The sequence below is a fragment of the Longimonas haloalkaliphila genome (assembly GCF_055379825.1).
Map to the genome: position 1 here is coordinate 3,722,066 of NZ_AP043948.1, position 18,087 is coordinate 3,740,152.

Genomic DNA, 18,087 nt, shown 5'->3' on the forward strand with positions numbered 1-18,087 from the left:
ACGTTACGAGACTGTTATGCGTAGCACCGGTGCCTGCTACTTCTATGTCTATCTACAGCCTTTATCTGTAGCGTTCTTTACCCGTAGCGCCCGCTTGCTACTTTCCCGCTTTCTACTTTTGAGAGCCCACTGAGAGCCCACCTCACACGGCCCGTGGGCCCCGCGTCCCGTTTAGATTGCTCACCCTCACGCCCCCTCCCTATGACTCATCGTAGTACTCCTCCATATTGGAAGCGCTTACTTGCTGCCATTGCACTTACTGGCCTCATGGTCGTTCTGCTGATCCCCGAGACAGCGCGGGCGCAGGGCTTCGGCGTATATGAGCAGGGGAGCTGCGTTATGGCGCGCGCCGGTGCGGGCGTTGCCACCACCTGTAACGACGCCTCCGACATCTTCTTCAACCCGGCAGCGCTCACAGGTACCAACGGCACGACGATCAGCCTGGGTACCACACTCATCGCAGCAGGCGGCTCGTTCACAGACGACATCACCCGGCAGACGACCGACCTGCAGAACTCGCCCATTCCTGCGCCGCACCTGTACGCGTCGTATAGCGTTTCGCCCGATCTCGCTGTCGGACTCGGCGTGTTTGTGCCGTACGGACTCGCAACCGAGTGGGATCGTACGTTCGATGGCGCGTTTGAAGGGTACGACAATAGCGTCGAATCCATCTACATCCAGCCGACGGTATCGTACCAGCTCACCGATCGCATTTCAATTGGCGGGGGGCCCACGGTCGTCATCGGCAATGTTGAGCTGAATCAGGTTGCTGACCTTTCAAGCGTGCCGCTACCCGGAAGCGAAATCACGTTTGGGGAGATTGGCGTACCTTTTCATACTGCGTTTGCTGACTCGAAGCTCGAGGGCTCCGGAGCCACAGGGTTTGGAGGGCACCTGGGCGTGCAAGTGAAGGCGACCGATCGGATTCGACTGGGCGCCCGGTTCCTTACCCCGGTTAAACTCGACTATGAGGGCACGGCTACCTTCGAACAGATTGAAACCGGCATCCCTACCATTCCCCCGCTGAACGACATCCTGGGCCAGCCGGTCACAATCTTCCCGACTCTCGATGCACTCCTCGCCAATCAGTTCAACCCCTCGAACGAAGATGCGCTTTTCGTAGAGCAAGACATCGAAACCTCGCTCACGATGCCTGCGCAGCTCGTGCTGGGCATGAGCGTGGATGCGACAGATCGTCTCACCCTGATGGCAGACTACCAGTGGACCAGCTGGTCGGACTTCGATGAGATTACGCTTGAGTTTGAGCGCGAGGAGCTAACGCAGACGCGTCAGGAGAACTATGGCAACACCAACGCGGTGCGCCTCGGGGCCGAATACGTGATCACTGATGCTGTAACCCTACGGGGAGGCTATCTCTTCAACCAGGCAGCGGCGCCCGATGAGGTCGTAACGCCTCTGCTTCCTGAGGATGACCGTAACCACGTTACGCTGGGCGTAGGCTGGCAGACAACCGACTTCTTGCAGCTCAACGCAGCGTATCAGTACCTCGGGCAGAACGACCGTCGAGGACGTACGCGGGGGCTGGTTGACGGCCGTCCCGATACGAATGGACTCTACAGTTTCGATGCCCATCTGTTTGGACTTACGGCCACGCTGTCGCTGTAGGTGCTTTACGCTACACGCTCTTCGCACCGCAGGGCTCTTCCTGATCGCTTCCCCGCTGCATCCATTTTAGTACTGACTTATGTTTACCCTCCGCTCGCGACATTTCACCCTGTTTCTCGGACTGCTGATTGGCAGCATGCTGCTGCTTGCTGGCTGTGACGACGACACACTTACGCCTCCCCCGGTCGAAGACGAACTCTTCGACCGCTACGTCTCGCTCGGTAACAGCATTACCGCCGGGTTCCAGTCGAATGGCATTAGTCCTGCCACGCAGCAGGCAGCCTACCCTGTACTCCTGGCCGAGCAGATGGGGACTGCGTTTGATGCTCCGCTGCTGAACGCACCCGGCTGCCCGCCTCCTGTTGTTAACCCGCTCACCGGCGCCCGCGACGGCGATGGGGAAGACGACACCTGTGGGCTACGCGACACCCCACTCCCTGCCCAGATTAACAACACAGCTGTTCCCGGCGCTGCGGTAAACGACCTGCTGAACGTGGGTCAGGGCTCCAACAGCAATGTGCTTACCCAGCTCTTTCTGGGCGGACGCACCCAGGTAGAAACAGCGGTAGCGGCCCAACCCACGTTCGTCTCTATGTGGATTGGCAACAACGACGTGCTGGGCGCGGCCCTTTCCGGGCAGGTCAGCGAGGCGAATGTCACATCTGTTGGTGAGTTCACGAGCGACTACACTGAAGCGCTCGATGCACTTGAAGACGCAGGCGCCGAGGGCGGCGTGCTCTACGGCGTAGCCGACCCGACCCTGATCCCCCACTTTTCGGCAGGCGCTGCCTACTTTGCACTGGAGGACGAGATTAACGCCGCCGGCACCGCACTGAGTTCAGCCTGGGGGTCCTTCGACGTAGATGCCAGCTGTAGCCCAGCACAGCAGGGTACGACCACCCTCGTTCCTGCTTCTTATGGCCTCTTCAACCTGTTTACTACCGCGCTTGCTGGTGAAAACGTAACGCTCAACTGCGCCGACGATGCACGCGTGCTGGATGAGGGCGAGATCACGCTGCTGAAAGAGCGGGTCGCTGCGTATAACCAATTTATCCAGACCCAGGCCCAGAGCCGTGGTTGGGCATATGCGCCAACAAACACAGTCTTGCAAGGCCTTCGCGACGCTGGTGATATCCCTCCATTCCCCAACTTCCAGGATCCGGAGGCCTTTTTCGGAAGCGCCTTCTCACTTGATGGCGTACATCCCAGCAATAGCACCCACCAGCAGGTCGCTAACGCCACTATCGAGGCGATCAACGCCCAGTACGGCACGTCCCTGCAACCGGTGCAATAAGGCCGTGCCTAACGCTTTCCCGGCGAATGCAGAGATGAAATACGCCGCGCAGCCATTCCTATGACGACGACTGCGCAGTACTCCGATACATCCGGTTCACCGCCAGCCAACGTCCGCTACGGTAGCGGTAGTAGGTTACCAGGCCCGGAACAGCGGTTTCGAAGACGAGCGCCAGGTATATGCCCCACAGAGCGAGCGGGGTAACAGCCCCCGCGTAGGCTACAGGAAGCGCAAACAGAAAGAGCCCGGCAATCTGTCCATAAAACGGCCAGGTGGTATCGCCGCTTGCGCGCAGCGGACCGAGGGCTCCGTTGAGCATGCCATGCAATACTACACTCACGCATGTAGCGCGTAGCAACGCAGCTGTAGTAGGCAGCACTTCAGGATCCTGTACGAAGACGTAGCTGATTGGCTCTGCGGCGATAAAGACCACTGCAGCGACAATCGCATACACAGCGACCGTGAAGCGCAGTGCATCGTCGCCGTATGAGCGCGCCGTGTCCTCTTCTCGACGCCCCAGTGCCTGTCCGACCAGACTGCTTGATGCCAGTCCGAAGCCCCATCCCGGGGTGTTCATCAGTCCGCGCATCCGCAGCGCCACCACGTAGGCCGCCACGACGTTAGGGCCAAACATGGCCACAATCGCCATCATCGGGAAGCGTCCGCCTCCCTGAGCTATCTTACGCAAGGCCAGTGGCGTGGCTACGCGTATCAGATGACGCGCCGTATCGCGCTCGCCGAGTACGGCCCGGGCATCCCACTGAATAGGGAGCGCCCCAACGAACGGAAGGCGGCCCCGCACAAAGCCCCACGCGAGCACGACCGTCACCGAGGCCCCGCCAACAACCGTACCAATCGCAGCTCCCACCACGCCCAGGTCAAAGACGAAGATCAGCACGCCGCTGAAGATCACGTTGGCCACTGCCCCACCGGCCCGGATGACCATCGGAATCCATGCCTCGTTAGACCCGACGAGGGCACGGCTGCCTACCAGGTTGAGCGCAGCAAACGGCATCGCGAGGCTGGCGATCGTCAGGTACGCTACGCCGTGCGCTACGGCCTCCTCACCGGATCCGATCAGCCGGATGAGGGGCTCGGTGAACATTCCGAAGGCTATGACGAGCGGAACGGTGGTAAGCACGCCCAACACCGCACTCTGTACGACGGCCGTGGTAATACCAGCGTGATCGCCCGCCCCGAATCGCTGTGATACCAAGCTGATGGTTCCGCCTGCGATGCCTCCGCCCACCATGTAAGCGAGTGTCCAGTATGGCACGCCGTAGCCGATGCCCGCAATGCCTGCAGATCCAACCGCAATACCGACCATCGCCACGTCGGCGGTGGCCTTTGACATGCGCGCCACGCCCGTCACAATGCGCGGCCATGCCAGATCCGATATGGGTCGTACATGGGTCCGGTCGATCAGCCCCAGATAAGCCAGTAAGCGCCCGACCTGCTGAAGAAGCGCTCGAACCGGGTTTTGCAAAGCGCGCACGTAGAACCGTGTGGTATGATAAGAGGGGTTGCGAGGCATGATGCTATCTATTGCATACGGCTATGCTGCAGGAGGCGGTTGCTTGCACACCGACATCTTTACACGTTGCCCGCCACTCGCGTATCTCGCGCTGCGAGCGCCTCAGAAGATGACGTATGTTATGGACGGGGCTCCTGCTGTTTTCGATGCGCCCTAAAGCAGTAGAAGATTAAGCGAACGCTTTGTACATTACGCGTGTACCATGTGTCCCTACACCACGCACATGGAATCTACTGTGTCTCTCTTTACCGTCGCTTACTGGCCATGTCTACTGCTATACGCTTTACCACCGGTATCATTGGAGCTGCCCTGCTCGGGCTGGTTTTTGCGCCTGTAGGGCACGCGCAGAAGGCCGACCTGGACGACGCGGACCGCGTCGTGCGCACTATTATCGTATCGGATACAGCCGGCACCTCGTCCTCGGTGGTGCGTCCGGGTGCGCCGGGCGAACCGAGCCGCGCATACGACACCACGACCGACCGAGGCACTCCCGCACATACCGAGGCCGACATCACGTTCATGCAAGACATGATCCTGCACCATACCCAGGCGCTTGAGATGACAGCGCTGGTTGAGGAGCGCACGGCAGATGAGCGGCTCCGGAGCCTGGCGCTTCGCATCGAACGGGCTCAGGCCGACGAAATCGCGCAGATGGTACAGTGGCTGAATGACCGCGATGCCGAGGTGCCATCGCTGCCACCCATCGTGCATGAGAGTGCTGCGGGCGACGCCATCCACAGCAGTCAGCACAGCGCCCACCACAGCGGTTCTGAAACCACGATGGATCATGAGCACGCCGATCACAGCGACTCCGATCATGACGGACATGCCGACCATGCCATGCATGACCACTCCGACATGGTTGGGATGCTGAGTCCCGACCAGATGCAGCAGCTGGCTGATGCGGAGGGCGAGCGCTTCGAGCAGCTCTTCCTTGAGTTTATGATCTACCACCACGAAGGCGCTGTAATCATGGTCGAAGAGCTCTACCAGTCGCCCGGAGGGGGGCAAGAGAGTACGATCGACCTGTTCGCATCGCACGTCGAGTCTGCCCAAGACACTGAGATTCGCCGGATGCAGCGCATGCTCACTGCGTACGAGTAAAAACGGTCTCAAAAGGCTTTCGGAGCTTCAGGCAGCTGCAGCAATCCGCATTTAGCCCATTACGCGACGAGGCCGCTCCTGCGCGCCCCGCATCCCTCTACCCTTTTACGTTTCCCTGTTAATCGTTCCCGTTTCTATGACCTTGCCTCGCTACGTATTTGGACTTGTCACGCTTGCACTGATGTTGGCGCTGACGGCCCCGGCCATCGCCCAAGATGCTGACGCTGACGACATCTGGTGGGATCCGGATGATCCACGTATTGGACTCGAAGCCGGATGGTATGATGCCGAAGAAGCCGCCCGGCACATGCGCATCCTGGCTTCTGACCCGCGCCCCGATGTCTTTATTAACCCAGACGATCCCGGCGATTTGAACTACGCGAACTCCGATATGGGCTTTCGCGACAACTACGCTGTGGTGGGCAACTTCAGTGGGTTCATGATCTACGACATTTCGAATCCAGAGGCCCCCGAGCTAAAAACAACGGTCGTATGTCCGGGCGGCCAGGGCGACGTCTCCATTCACGGCGACCTCGTGTTCATGTCCGTCGAGCAAGCCCGCGGACGCCTCGACTGCGGGCCGCAGGGCACCTCGGGAGCGGTTGATGAGGAGCGCTTTCGCGGCGTTCGTATCTTCGACATCAGCGACGTGTCGGCGCCGGAGCAGGTTGCAGCCGTTCAGACCTGCCGCGGGTCGCATACGCACACCTTGCTCGACTCGCCTCACGACGATGAAAACCTCTACGTATATGTGTCGGGCACGAGCTTCGTGCGCCACAGCGCTGAACTGGAAGGCTGCTCTGACCTGCCTCCGGCGGAAGACCCCGAAACGTCACTTTTCCAGATCGAAGTTATCCAGGTACCGCTGGATGCGCCCGAAACCGCTCGTATCGTGAGCGAGCCGCGGGTGTTTGCAGATCAGGAAACAGGGGACCCGGATGGACTCTGGCCTGGAGGCGACCACGGCGAGGACACGCAGCAGACGCGCTCTACGAACCGCTGCCACGACATCACCATCTACCCTGAGTTAGGACTTGCAGCGGGAGCCTGCTCAGGCAACGGCATTCTGCTCGACATCTCCGATCCCGCCAGCCCCGAGCGCATCGATGAGGTGGAGGATTCGAACTTTGCGTTCTGGCACTCAGCCACATTCAACAACGACGGCACGTCGGTTCTTTTCACCGACGAGTGGGGAGGCGGCACCTCACCACGCTGCCGCCCCGACGACCCGATCGACTGGGGCGCCAACGCACTGTTCCATCTCCAAGATGGCGAGATGCAGCACGCCGGGTACTACAAGATTCCAGTACCACAGACCAGCACCGAGAATTGCGTTGCCCACAACGGATCGTTGATCCCTGTGCCGGGGCGCGACATCAAAGTGCAGGGCTGGTACCAGGGCGGCGTGTCGGTCTTTGACTTTACCGATCCCTCCGACCCGTACGAAATTGCCTTCTTCGACCGAGGCCCGATGGACGACGACCAGCTCTACGTAGCCGGGTACTGGTCCACGTACTGGTACAACGGATACATCTACGGAACCGAGATTGCACGCGGATTCGACGTGTTTGAACTGGAGGCGAGCGAGCATCTCACCGAAAACGAGTTGGAAGCAGCTAAGCTGGTAAGCTACGACCAGTTCAATCCACAGCACCAGCCGCGCAACGAGTGGCCAGCGCACTTTGCTGTCGTACGGGCCTATCTCGACCAGGCTCAGCGCCACGAAGTCCTTCCGCAGTCGCAGCTTACCGAAGTTGCCGACGAGCTCGATCGCATCGAAGCGATGACCGACCCGAGCGCCCAGCGAGACGCGCTCTCAGCCCTTGCTGCCGAGATGACCGAAGCCACAAAGTCGGGCACAACCGACCCAGCTCGCGTGCAAGCCATCGCTGATGCCGCCTCTGACCTCGCTGCTTCAATGTAGGCAGGAAGCATACAGAGCCAGAGAAGATTCTGTCGGTACTGGCCTCGCATCAACGAAACCCATCAAAAAAAGAAGCGGCGACGCTCCTAAGCAGGAGCGCCGCCGCTTCATTGTTGGGCCGTGTTGCGCGCGGTGTGCGCGAAACGAGGGGCTTTACATCATGCCACCCATTCCGCCCATTCCGCCCATTCCGGCAGGCATTCCGCCGCCTCCCGGGGCACCGCCTCCGCCGCCGCCGTTGTCATCGTCTTCCGACTCACGGTCAGCAATTACGGATTCGGTGGTAAGCAGCAGTCCGGCAACCGATCCGGCGTTCTCCAGTGCGCTGCGCGTCACCTTCGTCGGATCGAGGACGCCCTGCTCAAGCAGCGGGCCGTACTCTTCAGTGCGGGCGTTGAAGCCGAAGTCGCCTTCGCCTTCTTTCACGCGCTGCACCACAATCGAACCTTCCATTCCGGCGTTCGAAGAGATCTGACGGAGCGGCTCTTCGAGCGCGCGGCGCACGATCGAGATGCCGATCTCCTGATCCTGATTCTCTACGTCGAGGTTATCGAGGGTGTGCAGCGCACGCAGGTACGCAACGCCACCGCCGGGCAGCACGCCTTCTTCGATGGCTGCACGCGTGGCGTGGAGCGCATCTTCAACGCGGGCCTTCTTCTCCTTCATCTCAGGCTCGGTAGCTGCACCGACCTTGAGCACCGCTACGCCGCCAGAGAGCTTCGCAAGACGCTCCTGCAGCTTGTCGCGGTCGTAGTCCGAAGAAGAGTTGTCAATCTGCTGACGGATCTGGTTGGCGCGAGCGCTGATCTGCTCTTCCTGACCGGCTCCGTCCACGATCGTCGTGGTGTCCTTGTCGATCGTGATGCGGTTGGCCTGCCCGAGGTAGTCGAGCGTGGCGTTTTCGAGGCGGTAGCCTTTCTCCTCACTGATGACGGTGCCACCGGTGAGTACGCCAATGTCTTCGAGCATGGCCTTGCGGCGGTCGCCGAAGCCAGGAGCTTTCACGGCAGCAACCTTCAGCGTACCGCGCAGCTTGTTCACTACGAGCGTAGCGAGGGCTTCGCCTTCGATGTTCTCCGCAATGATGAGCAGCGGCTTGCCAGCCTGCGATGCCTTCTCAAGAATCGGCAGCAGGTCCTTCATGTTGCTGATCTTGTCGTCGTGGATCAGCACATATGCATCTTCGAGCACCGCTTCCATCTCGTCGGAATCGGTCACGAAGTACGGCGACAGGTAGCCGCGATCGAACTGCATGCCTTCCACGACTTCGAGATACGTCTCGATGCCGCTGGCTTCTTCAACCGTGATGACCCCATCGGTGCCGACACGGTCAAACGCATCCGCAATGAGTTCGCCAATGGCGTCGTCATTGTTGGCCGAAATGGTAGCGACCTGCGAGATGCGGTCTTTGCCTTCAACCGGGTTACTCTGCGTGTGCAGATCAGCCACAATGGCCTTTACGGCGGATTCAATGCCGCGCTTCAGATCCATCGGGTTCGACCCGGCGGTTACGCTCTTCAGGCCCTGCGTTACAATCGCCTGGGCGAGAACGGTCGCCGTGGTCGTGCCGTCGCCGGCTACGTCCGAGGTCTTCGAAGCGACCTCCTTGACCATCTGTGCGCCGACATTCTCAAGCTTTTTCTCAAGCTCAATCTCTTTCGCGACCGATACACCGTCTTTCGTGATAGTAGGGGCGCCAAAGGATTTTTCGATTACGACGTTGCGGCCTTTCGGGCCGAGCGTCACCTTTACGGCGCGCGCCAGCTTGTCAACGCCTTCTTTCAGCGCGTTGCGCGCCTCTGCGTCGAATACAATTTGTTTAGCCATAGTACGTTGGTAGGTGGTTATTGAGTAAACTCAAAGTTTGGGGGCCGCCTGCAAGATCCGGCGGCTACAGAACGCGGAAAGAAGATTTACCTTCCTGCGCTGAAGACGCGGTTAGTCTTCTACGACACCAAAGATGTCGCTCTCACGCATGATCAGGAAATCCTTCCCGTCGAGGGTTACTTCAGTGCCCGAGTACTTCCCATAAAGCACCTGGTCGCCTTCAGAGACGGTCAGGTCAATCTTGTTGCCGTTCTCCACGCGGCCGGGGCCGATGGCAACGACGGTGCCTTTCTGCGGCTTCTCCTGAGCAGAATCAGGAATGTAAAGGCCGCTGTCCGTTTTTTCCTCTGCAGGTTTGGGTTCGACCACAACGCGGTCGCCCAGTGGTTTAATGCTTGCCATAGTAGATCCCTCTTTGATGAATGATTACCAGCGTAAAGCATGGATCGGTTTTCTTATTAGCACCCGCCTGTGGTGAGTGCTAACAATACCACTTCGCTGAACCAGACCCCTTGCTGGGTGTTCCGTTTTGTAGCTCCTTTTAACGTAAGATCATATGCTCTTCCCGACGTAACATGCCTCCACCATTTGACACCGTGGCGCGTGCCCGCTGGGGGTGGCTTGGGTTGCAGATCACGGCGCTCGTTCTCTTGCTTTTCGCCCTGGCTCCTCCCTGGCTGCCAACCCACCTGCAGGCGGTATTCATGCAGGCGTTTGCCCCCTTCTGCCACCAGATCCCAGCCCGTATGCCGCACCTCGATGGTACCCCGTTGGCGGTGTGCGACCGCTGTATCGGCGTCTACAGCGGGGCTGTGATCGGCGTGGCGGTAGGAGGATGGTGGGGACTGATACGCCGCACTCTGCCCCGCATTCATCCCGCATGGCTGGCCGCAGGCCTTCTTCCGGCCCTGATCGACTGGGCCGGACCGTGGCTTGGACTCTGGACAAATATCCCGCTCTCGCGTGCCCTGACAGGCGCCCTGCTTGGCGGCACGGCTGGACTCTTTATCGTGGCAGCGCTGGTGTTTTCTACCACGGCCCCTGAGCATGCTGACATGCGCTGACACGGGCAGAAACTGGCACGCAGAAACTGAATCGGAGGCCCAGCCGGTGCATCAACTGTCTGCTCCCAGACCTGCAACCCGGAACCGAACGCCGCACGCAGCCTTCACCGAACGCGTCTCTTCTGTCAAGCTTCTATCCTCCTATGCTCCGCGAACTGCTCGAACGCGTTTCGGTGCCGCACACGCTGGTGCTCCTTCTCGGCTTTCTGCTTATCGCATGGACGGCCACGCATATCATTCCGGCGGGCGCCTTTGAGATGACTACCGACGATGCCGGACGTGAGGTGGTCGTGCCTGGCACCTTCGAGACGCTCGACGAACAAAGCGGCGCTTCTATCACCGAGCTGTTCACCGTCATCCCCCGAGCACTGGCCGATGCACAGGGCATCATCTTCTTTGTGCTGATCGTAGGCGGCGCGCTGGCGGTGGTGCGCGAAACCGGCACCATCGACGCAATCCTGGGGCGCGTGCTCGACCGCTTCGGGCAGTCGCCTCTGCTGCTCATTACGGGCGGCATGGCGATGTTCGCTGGCGCCTCGGCTACCTTCGGCATGGCCGAGGAGTACATCCCGTTCGCCATCATCCTCGTGGCGCTCTGCCTCGCCATGAAGCTGGATGCGATCGTAGCTATCGGCACGATGGTCGTGGGCTATGGCATCGGGTATGGCGTGGCCCTGCTCAATCCGTTTACGCTGCTGGTAGCGCAGGATGTCGCTGATGTCGCCCCTGGCTCGGGTATGGGATACCGCGCTGCGCTCATCGTCCCGTTTCTCGCGGTGGGTATTCACCATGTGTGGCGCTATGCGCAACGCATCCAACAAGACCCGATGCAGAGCCTGGTGCACGACATACCCGCCGCGCAGGAGCACGACCTGGGGGAGATCCCGAAGCTTCAAACGCATCACTGGGGTGTCTTGGCCGTCACGCTAACCGGCCTTGGCGTGCTGGTGTGGGGCATCATTCAGCAGGGCTGGTACCTGACGGAGCTCAGCGGACTGTTTATCGTGCTCGCGCTGGTGGCGGCTCCGGTCGGGCGGCTCGGGGCAGATGCAGCCGCAAAGGCATTTTCAAAAGGCGCGGCTCAACTTGCCGGAACGGCCCTGCTCATCGGGGTGGCCCGGGCCATCGCGCTTATCATGGAGGATGCGGAGGTCCTGCACACGGTCGTGTATGCCGGCGCATCGCTGCTGGAGTGGGGCACCGCCGAGGTGGCTGCCGTGGGCATGCTCTTCGTGCAGAGCGTGCTGAACCTGGTCATCCCCTCGGGCAGCGGACAGGCGTTCGTGACGATGCCGCTCATGGCGCCAATCGGCGATCTGCTGGGGGTATCGCGCCAGATTAGTGTGCTCGCTTTTCAACTGGGCGATGGCCTCATGAACATGATCGTGCCGACCAATCCGGTGCTTATGGGCATCCTCGGACTCGCCGGCATCCCGTACGATCGCTGGCTGCGGTTCATCGGACCGCTCATTCTGAAGCTGCTCGTGCTGAGTGCCCTCGCGCTCGTCGGCGCGGTGTGGATCGGCTACGCGTAGTGCATCCTCCGAAACCCTGTTTCTGCTTCCCCTCTGCCCATGGTTACGCTCCGCAACGTCACCAAAACGTTCAACACGACCCGTGCCGTCGACGATGTATCGCTCGGCATAACGGAGGGGGAGACGACCGTGCTCATCGGTCCCAGCGGATGCGGCAAGTCGACGCTCCTGCGGCTGATCATCGGGCTCATTCAGCCGGATGCGGGGACGATTGCTGTTGACGGCATCCCCATCGCGGACTCCGACATGCGTGCGCTGCGCCACCGCATGGGATACGTCATTCAGGAAGGCGGGCTCTTTCCGCATCTGAGCGCTCGCGAGAACGTGGCGCTTCTGCCCCGCCATCTTGGCTGGTCTACGGCGCGCATCGAGGAGCGCATCCGCACGCTGGTCGACCTGGTGCAGCTGCCGGCAGAGCGCCTTTCGGTGCATCCCCCACAGCTGTCGGGCGGGCAGCGGCAGCGCGTGAGCCTGATGCGTGCGCTCATGCTCGACCCGCCGCTTCTGCTGCTCGACGAGCCGCTGGGCGCGCTCGATCCGCTTATCCGTGCCGACCTGCAGACCGACCTGCGGCGTATCTTCCAGACGCTCAGCAAGACCGTGGTGCTCGTTACCCATAACCTGCACGAGGCCGCCTACTTTGGCGACCAGATTGTGCTGCTACGGGAGGGAAGCGTAGCGCAACACGCCCCCTTCCGTGCGCTTCTCGACAATCCTGCGTCCTCTTTCGTGTCTGACTTTGTGCAGGCGCAGCGATCGCTCGCCTCCGCACTCGATACGTAGAGCCTTTCTGCTATGCTTCGCTCCTTCTGCTTTGCCCTGCTCTTGTGTTTCCTCAGCGCGGAGCCTGCCGCCGCGCAAGATTCGACGCTCACCGTGGGCTCAAAGGCATTCACCGAGAGCGTGGTGCTGGGCTGGGTAGCCACGCATGCGCTGCGCGACACCGGCCGCCCGGTCCGACACCGCGAGCAGCTGGGCGGGTCTCGCTTTCTGTGGGAGGCGCTCGTGCGCGGCGACATCGATGCGTATCCCGAATACACCGGCACGCTCATCGAGGAGATTCTGTCGGATACCGACGTAACGCCCGCCGCCCTGCCCGATGTGCTGGCCCGCCATGGCATCCGCATGACCGGCGAGCTTGGTTTCAACAACACGTATGCGCTGGGAATGCGTCCGGAGCACGCCGAAGCGCGTGGCATCGCCCGCATCTCGGACCTGCGCGAGCACCCTGACCTGCGCGTCGGGTTCACCAACGAGTTTATGGAGCGCAGCGACGGCTGGCCCGCGCTGCGGCAGGCGTACGCTCTTCCGTTCAATCCACGGGGACTCGACCACGACATTGCCTATCGTGCGCTTGCCAACGGAGCGCTCGACGTGATCGACCTCTACTCGACCGATGCCGAGATTGAGCGCTACAACCTGCGCGTGCTGCGCGATGACCGGGACCACTTTCCGGACTACCGGGCGGTGCTGCTCTACCGCGCCGACCTGCAGGAGCGTGCGCCGTCGGCAGTCGATGCACTGCAGGCACTCGAAGGGCGCTTTCCCGCCGACACCATGCGTGCCCTGAATGCCGAGGCCGCCGTGCAGGGACGCCCCGAGCGCGAGGTCGCAGCTGCGTTTGTCGAGCGCACACTGGGCATTGCTCCATCCGCTACGCGAGCCTCCGACACGCGCACCCGTCGCGTGTGGACCCGCACGCAGGAGCATCTGGCGCTTACCGGGGTGTCGCTTGTGCTGGCCGTGCTGCTGAGCCTTCCGCTTGGCATTATAGCTGCAAAAACGGCGTGGCTTGGGCCCGGCATTCTGGTGGCCGTGGGGCTCACCTATACCGTGCCGTCGCTGGCGCTGCTTGCGCTTATGGTGCCGCCGCTGGGCGTGGGGTACGTGCCCGCCGTAACGGCGCTGGTCATCTACAGCCTGCTCCCGATTGTGTGGAATACATACACCGGCCTGCGCGACATCGACCCGCCGCTGCTTGCGTCGGCCCGTGCACTTGGACTCACGGCATGGGCCATGCTTCGCCGCGTAGAGCTTCCACTCGCGGCCGCATCGGTCTTTGCTGGAATCAAGATTGCTGTGGTTATCAACGTAGGCACCGCCACGCTGGGAGCGCTGATCGGAGCAGGGGGATACGGCCAGCCGATCCTCACCGGCATTCGTCGCGCCGATCTCGGGCTCATTCTCGAAGGCACCCTGCCAGCGGCGCTGCTTACGGTGCTCCTGCTCGGACTCGTCGAAATCGCCGAGCGTGGAGTAGGATACGCAGGAACGTGATACAAAAACGTGATACAAAGTAGCCTTCTTGCTACACATCCTTTTCTGTTATGCGCTGTTATGCGTCCTCACGCAGGTAGAGCCCCACGATGAGCGGGTAGTGATCTGAGATGCGGGTCGTATCCACCTGCATGGCATGCGGCTGCCAGTGGCTACTGGCCAGCACGTGGTCGATGCGAGCAAGCGGAAAGCGAGTATGCCAGGTAAAGCACCAGTTTCCCCCGAGCGCGGCCGCCGGGTCGATCCATGTCCCCCGCACGTGGCGGTACTCCCAGTTAAACGGCGATGCGTTTAGGTCGCCAACAAGCAGCGTAGGCTGTGACTCCTCATCGAGCAGAGCACGCAGCTCGCGCGCCTCACGGGTACGTTGCAGCACGTCGCGGCGATAGACCGCCACAAGCTCCCGGAACGCCGTCCGGTATCGTCCGCGCGCGAGCAGGTCGAGTGCATGGCTTCGCTCAAAGGAGCGCAGATGTACATTGTATACGATGATAGGTTGCCCATGCCACTCCAACTCCGAGCGCATAACATGGCGCTCGATGTCTTCCTGTGCGGGAAGCACGATGGGCTCCTGGTGCAGGACCGGACCTGATCGCTGAAGGAGCGGCACACGTGTATCCAGGTAGGAGGCTTCGTTCTGCTCAGGTTCGGCATGATAGCCTGCCGTAGCCAGCGTGTCGAGCTGGTCAGAGAACGCCAGCTGCCCGCGCCGCTGAAACACGCGGATGCTCTGCATTGCGATGAGGTCGGGCGCATGCGTGTCGGCCAGAGTGCCCAGCTCGTTGCGCAGCAGCGGACGCTGATCTGCAGAGCGGTCGAAGGGCGTGTAGTTGAAGCTCATGACAGTGAGCACCGATGCTGCATCGGGGCTCGTGGGAGGGCTGGGCCAGGGCAGGCCAGCGCGCGTTAGAAAGAGTGCCAGCAGCACAGCGTGTAGCGCTGCGTATCCCCACCGACCACGCAGAAAATGTACCGCTGTCGCCAGAAGCAGCCCCGCCGCCCAGAAAGGAAGCAACGAGGCCGGCAGCCACGTCCACCAGAACCATGCTGGCGGGAGAAACGCGCTTGCATAGCCTGTAGCAAAGAGCAGAATCAGCCCCACGTTTGCCAGCCCGGCCAGTCCGGTAAACAGCGTTTTCAGGAAGGAGCCACCGAGCGACATGCGTGCAGAACGTAGCGTACCGGAGGAGCGACGGATTACGGCGTGTAGAAGGTTGGTGCTTCAGGGCCTACAGGAAGCCCGAGCCCGAAGACCCAGAGATAGAACAGCGCAATCCAACCAAGCAAGAACGCGATGCTGTACGGGAGCATGGCTGATATCACCGTGCCGATCCCGATGTTCTTCTCGTAGCGTTCAGCAAACGCCAGGATGAGGCCGAAGTAGCTCATCATAGGCGTAATGATGTTCGTAACCGAGTCGCCGATGCGATAAGCGGCCTGAATCACCTCGGGGCTATAGCCGGTGAGCATGAGCATCGGCACAAAGATGGGAGCGGTAACGGCCCACTGGGCGGAGGCCGACCCCAGCATCAGGTTAACAAACCCAGACACAAAGATGAACCCGATGAACACGAGCGGCCCGGTAAGTCCGATGTCTTCAAGAAACTGCGCACCGGTTACGGCCACGATCTGCCCGAGGTTGGTCCACCCGAAGAACGCGACAAACTGCGCAGCAAAGAACACGATCACGATATACAGCCCCAGCGTACTCATGGCCTCGGCCATGCCGTCGACCACATCGCGATCGCTGGTCATGGAGCCGGTCACGTATCCAAACACAAAACCGGGAATGATAAACGCGATGAAGATGATAGACACGATGCCATTCAAGAAGGGCGAGTTGAGCACCTCTCCAGTGTCGGGGTTGCGAAGCACGCCTCCTTCGGGAACGATTGTAAGCGCAAGCACCGCAGTCATACCCAGCACAGCCAGCGCGGTCCATTTCAGTCCGTTCTTTTCGTTATCGGACAACGGCTCCAGCTGTGCATCATCGCTTAAGTCCTCAGAGGCCATCGTCGGGTCGTACTCACCCAGGTGCGGCTCTACAATACTCAGCGTAACCCAGGTGCCCAGGCCAGTGATCATAAACGTGCTTACGATCATAAAGTAGTAATTCACCGCCGCGTGCACCGTGTACTCGGCATCGATAAGCTGAGCGGCCTCCTGCGTGAGTCCGGCAAGAAGTGGATCGATTGTGCCGAGCAGAAGGTTTGCGCTGTATCCCCCCGACACCCCCGCGAAGGCAGCAGCGAGTCCGGCAAGCGGGTGGCGCCCCATCGACAGGAAGACGATGGCTCCAAGCGGCACCAGCACCACGTATCCGAGCTCCGAAGCCGTGTTGGAGATCACACCTGTGAATACGACGGAGATCGTGACGAGGCGGCGGGGCTCCAGCATAAACGAGACGATGCCCGACCCACTCGGACGCGCCGAGGCCGCCGTAAGCACAATACCGCGCACACAGGCCTTGATGAGTCCGGAGTGCTGCGCTACCCCCACCCCGAGGAGCGCTACGAGCACCGTACCCAGCGGCGCAAATGAAGTGAAGTTTTCAACCAGGTTCTCCACGATGCGGCGCAGTCCGTCGCCATTCATGAGGCTGATTGCCTCAATCGTCTCGTCGACTCCTGGACGCGGATCTTCGACAGCGACGCCCAGCCATTCCGCAATACCGCTGATCACCACCACGCTAAGTGCAAATAACGCAAACAGCGTAACCGGATGGGGGAGTACGTTCCCAAGCCACTCCACCACTTCCAGAAAACGGTTAATCCACCCGTCTTCCTCATCGGGTTTGGACGCATCGGGCTGTCCATTTTCTGGGGGCGTGCCGTCGGGAGCAGACGCATTAGGCGCAGCCGTAGGATCGCTGGATTCAGATTGAGGGTTCTCCATAACTACAGGTTCAACGGATAAAACACACAAGCCGCATCGCGCCGCATCGCGCCGAGCGGACATTTCTGTTACACGCTATCCATACACGCAGAAGCAGCGTGTATGATCAGAGTACATTCACCCTCCCTCCATAGCAGGAACGTACAACCCCGGTTCCTTCGTTGCCGTTTCGAGTCTGCCTGTCGCTATCGCTCTGGCATGCTCTACAACGCACACTTTCTTGCTTCATACCCGCCTATGGTCGTTGCCCATACCGATTACACTGCCCTCATCGCTGATCGTATTCGGTGGATACGCTGGGAGGCGATGATTGAAGAGCGCGGCCTCTGCATTGACCGCCCCGCTCGCACCGCGCACCCGGACTACCCCACGGTGATCTATCCGGTTGACTATGGATACATTCCTGGCACACGTGGTAGCGACGATGAGGCGGTCGACTGCTTTCGCGGAACGGCGCCAACCGGGCTCGTTGCGCTTCTTTTAACAACCGACCACCGGGCTGGCATACGACAGGGCAAGTGGCTCTATAACTGCACGCCTTCAGAGATCTATACGGTGCACGGCTTCATCAACTATGCCCCTAAGCTACTTGAAGGGCAGTTGGTGATGCGTCAGCCCATGCACACGCTCTGGGAGGACCTACTGTGAGAGAAAGGCCCGCCACGAGAACGCATGATGTAAAAAGCATAATGCAACATGATGTAAAGCGCAATACGACGGCGTCTCCACGCAGAGGTCACAAACGCTTCAAGAAATCTCGGCGCAGCACCGGGCACATCTGGTTGCGCCGGATCATTGTAGATGTTACATTGTCTGACCGTAATAGGCAACACGCACGGAGCGGCTTTGACACAGTTGGTTGATATTGGTTGATGCATCTGGTGCTCAGTGTCGCGCATGACCCCGTAGCTCAGTTGGTAGAGCAACGGACTTTTAATCCGTGGGTCGCAGGTTCGAGACCTGCCGGGGTCACTGGTACGTACGATGTGCAACCTTCGTACGCATGA

14 protein-coding genes and 1 tRNA gene are annotated in these 18,087 nt (G+C 60.5%); 10 read left to right on the top strand and 5 right to left on the bottom strand.

Features of this window, described 5'->3' with window-relative positions; genetic code table 11:
* Window positions 1-201: 201 nt before the first annotated feature.
* Both ACZ48V_RS14610 and ACZ48V_RS14615 read left to right on the top strand, forming a co-directional pair.
* Window positions 202-1,626, top strand: coding sequence for an OmpP1/FadL family transporter (locus tag ACZ48V_RS14610; protein ID WP_464540335.1), 1,425 nt, complete (start codon window positions 202-204; stop codon window positions 1,624-1,626).
* 79 nt (window positions 1,627-1,705) lie between these two features.
* A complete protein-coding gene (locus ACZ48V_RS14615; RefSeq protein WP_464540337.1) occupies window positions 1,706-2,920 on the top strand; it encodes an SGNH/GDSL hydrolase family protein in 1,215 nt (404 codons plus the stop codon).
* A 58-nt stretch (window positions 2,921-2,978) separates the two neighbouring features.
* Here ACZ48V_RS14615 and ACZ48V_RS14620 read toward each other — a convergent pair whose 3' ends face one another.
* Window positions 2,979-4,454 (bottom strand): MATE family efflux transporter, encoded by a 1,476-nt coding sequence (locus ACZ48V_RS14620; RefSeq protein ID WP_464540339.1) that lies wholly within the window; start codon window positions 4,452-4,454, stop codon window positions 2,979-2,981.
* Window positions 4,455-4,718: 264 nt separating this feature from the next.
* Between ACZ48V_RS14620 and ACZ48V_RS14625 the strand changes: the two genes are divergently transcribed.
* Complete coding sequence (locus ACZ48V_RS14625; protein WP_464540341.1) at window positions 4,719-5,558, top strand: DUF305 domain-containing protein; 840 nt, start codon at window positions 4,719-4,721, stop codon at window positions 5,556-5,558.
* A gap of 136 nt (window positions 5,559-5,694) precedes the next feature.
* Window positions 5,695-7,482 (top strand): LVIVD repeat-containing protein, encoded by a 1,788-nt coding sequence (locus ACZ48V_RS14630; protein WP_464540343.1) that lies wholly within the window; start codon window positions 5,695-5,697, stop codon window positions 7,480-7,482.
* Between the two features lie 153 nt (window positions 7,483-7,635).
* Here ACZ48V_RS14630 and groL read toward each other — a convergent pair whose 3' ends face one another.
* Both groL and groES read right to left on the bottom strand, forming a co-directional pair.
* Window positions 7,636-9,309, bottom strand: coding sequence for a chaperonin GroEL (gene groL / locus ACZ48V_RS14635; protein ID WP_464540345.1), 1,674 nt, complete (start codon window positions 9,307-9,309; stop codon window positions 7,636-7,638).
* A gap of 111 nt (window positions 9,310-9,420) precedes the next feature.
* Window positions 9,421-9,711, bottom strand: a complete 291-nt coding sequence (groES, locus tag ACZ48V_RS14640; RefSeq protein WP_464540347.1) for a co-chaperone GroES — start codon at window positions 9,709-9,711, stop codon at window positions 9,421-9,423.
* Window positions 9,712-9,884: 173 nt separating this feature from the next.
* Here groES and ACZ48V_RS14645 point away from each other — a divergent pair, with 173 nt between their 5' ends.
* From ACZ48V_RS14645 to ACZ48V_RS14660, 4 genes are all read left to right on the top strand, one after another.
* The gene (locus tag ACZ48V_RS14645) at window positions 9,885-10,373 is read left to right on the top strand and encodes a DUF2085 domain-containing protein (protein ID WP_464540349.1); all 489 of its coding nucleotides are present in this window, start codon (window positions 9,885-9,887) and stop codon (window positions 10,371-10,373) included.
* A 143-nt stretch (window positions 10,374-10,516) separates the two neighbouring features.
* Entirely contained in the window at window positions 10,517-11,908 is a 1,392-nt protein-coding gene (locus ACZ48V_RS14650; protein WP_464540351.1) for a YfcC family protein, read from the top strand.
* A gap of 39 nt (window positions 11,909-11,947) precedes the next feature.
* Window positions 11,948-12,691, top strand: coding sequence for an ATP-binding cassette domain-containing protein (locus tag ACZ48V_RS14655; protein ID WP_464540353.1), 744 nt, complete (start codon window positions 11,948-11,950; stop codon window positions 12,689-12,691).
* Between the two features lie 12 nt (window positions 12,692-12,703).
* Window positions 12,704-14,185, top strand: a complete 1,482-nt coding sequence (locus ACZ48V_RS14660) for an ABC transporter permease/substrate-binding protein (protein WP_464540355.1) — start codon at window positions 12,704-12,706, stop codon at window positions 14,183-14,185.
* A 58-nt stretch (window positions 14,186-14,243) separates the two neighbouring features.
* On the opposite strand, the gene ACZ48V_RS14665 is transcribed toward ACZ48V_RS14660, so the two are convergent.
* The gene (locus ACZ48V_RS14665) at window positions 14,244-15,347 is read right to left on the bottom strand and encodes an endonuclease/exonuclease/phosphatase family protein (protein WP_464540357.1); all 1,104 of its coding nucleotides are present in this window, start codon (window positions 15,345-15,347) and stop codon (window positions 14,244-14,246) included.
* Window positions 15,348-15,382: 35 nt separating this feature from the next.
* Window positions 15,383-17,080 (bottom strand): AbgT family transporter, encoded by a 1,698-nt coding sequence (locus ACZ48V_RS14670; RefSeq protein ID WP_464540359.1) that lies wholly within the window; start codon window positions 17,078-17,080, stop codon window positions 15,383-15,385.
* A gap of 198 nt (window positions 17,081-17,278) precedes the next feature.
* Between ACZ48V_RS14670 and ACZ48V_RS14675 the strand changes: the two genes are divergently transcribed.
* On the top strand, window positions 17,279-17,728 hold the full coding sequence (locus ACZ48V_RS14675) for an inorganic diphosphatase (RefSeq protein WP_464540361.1): 450 nt from the start codon (window positions 17,279-17,281) through the stop codon (window positions 17,726-17,728).
* Window positions 17,729-17,979: 251 nt separating this feature from the next.
* A tRNA-Lys gene (locus ACZ48V_RS14680) sits at window positions 17,980-18,052 on the top strand.
* The last annotated feature ends 35 nt before the right edge of the window (window positions 18,053-18,087 follow it).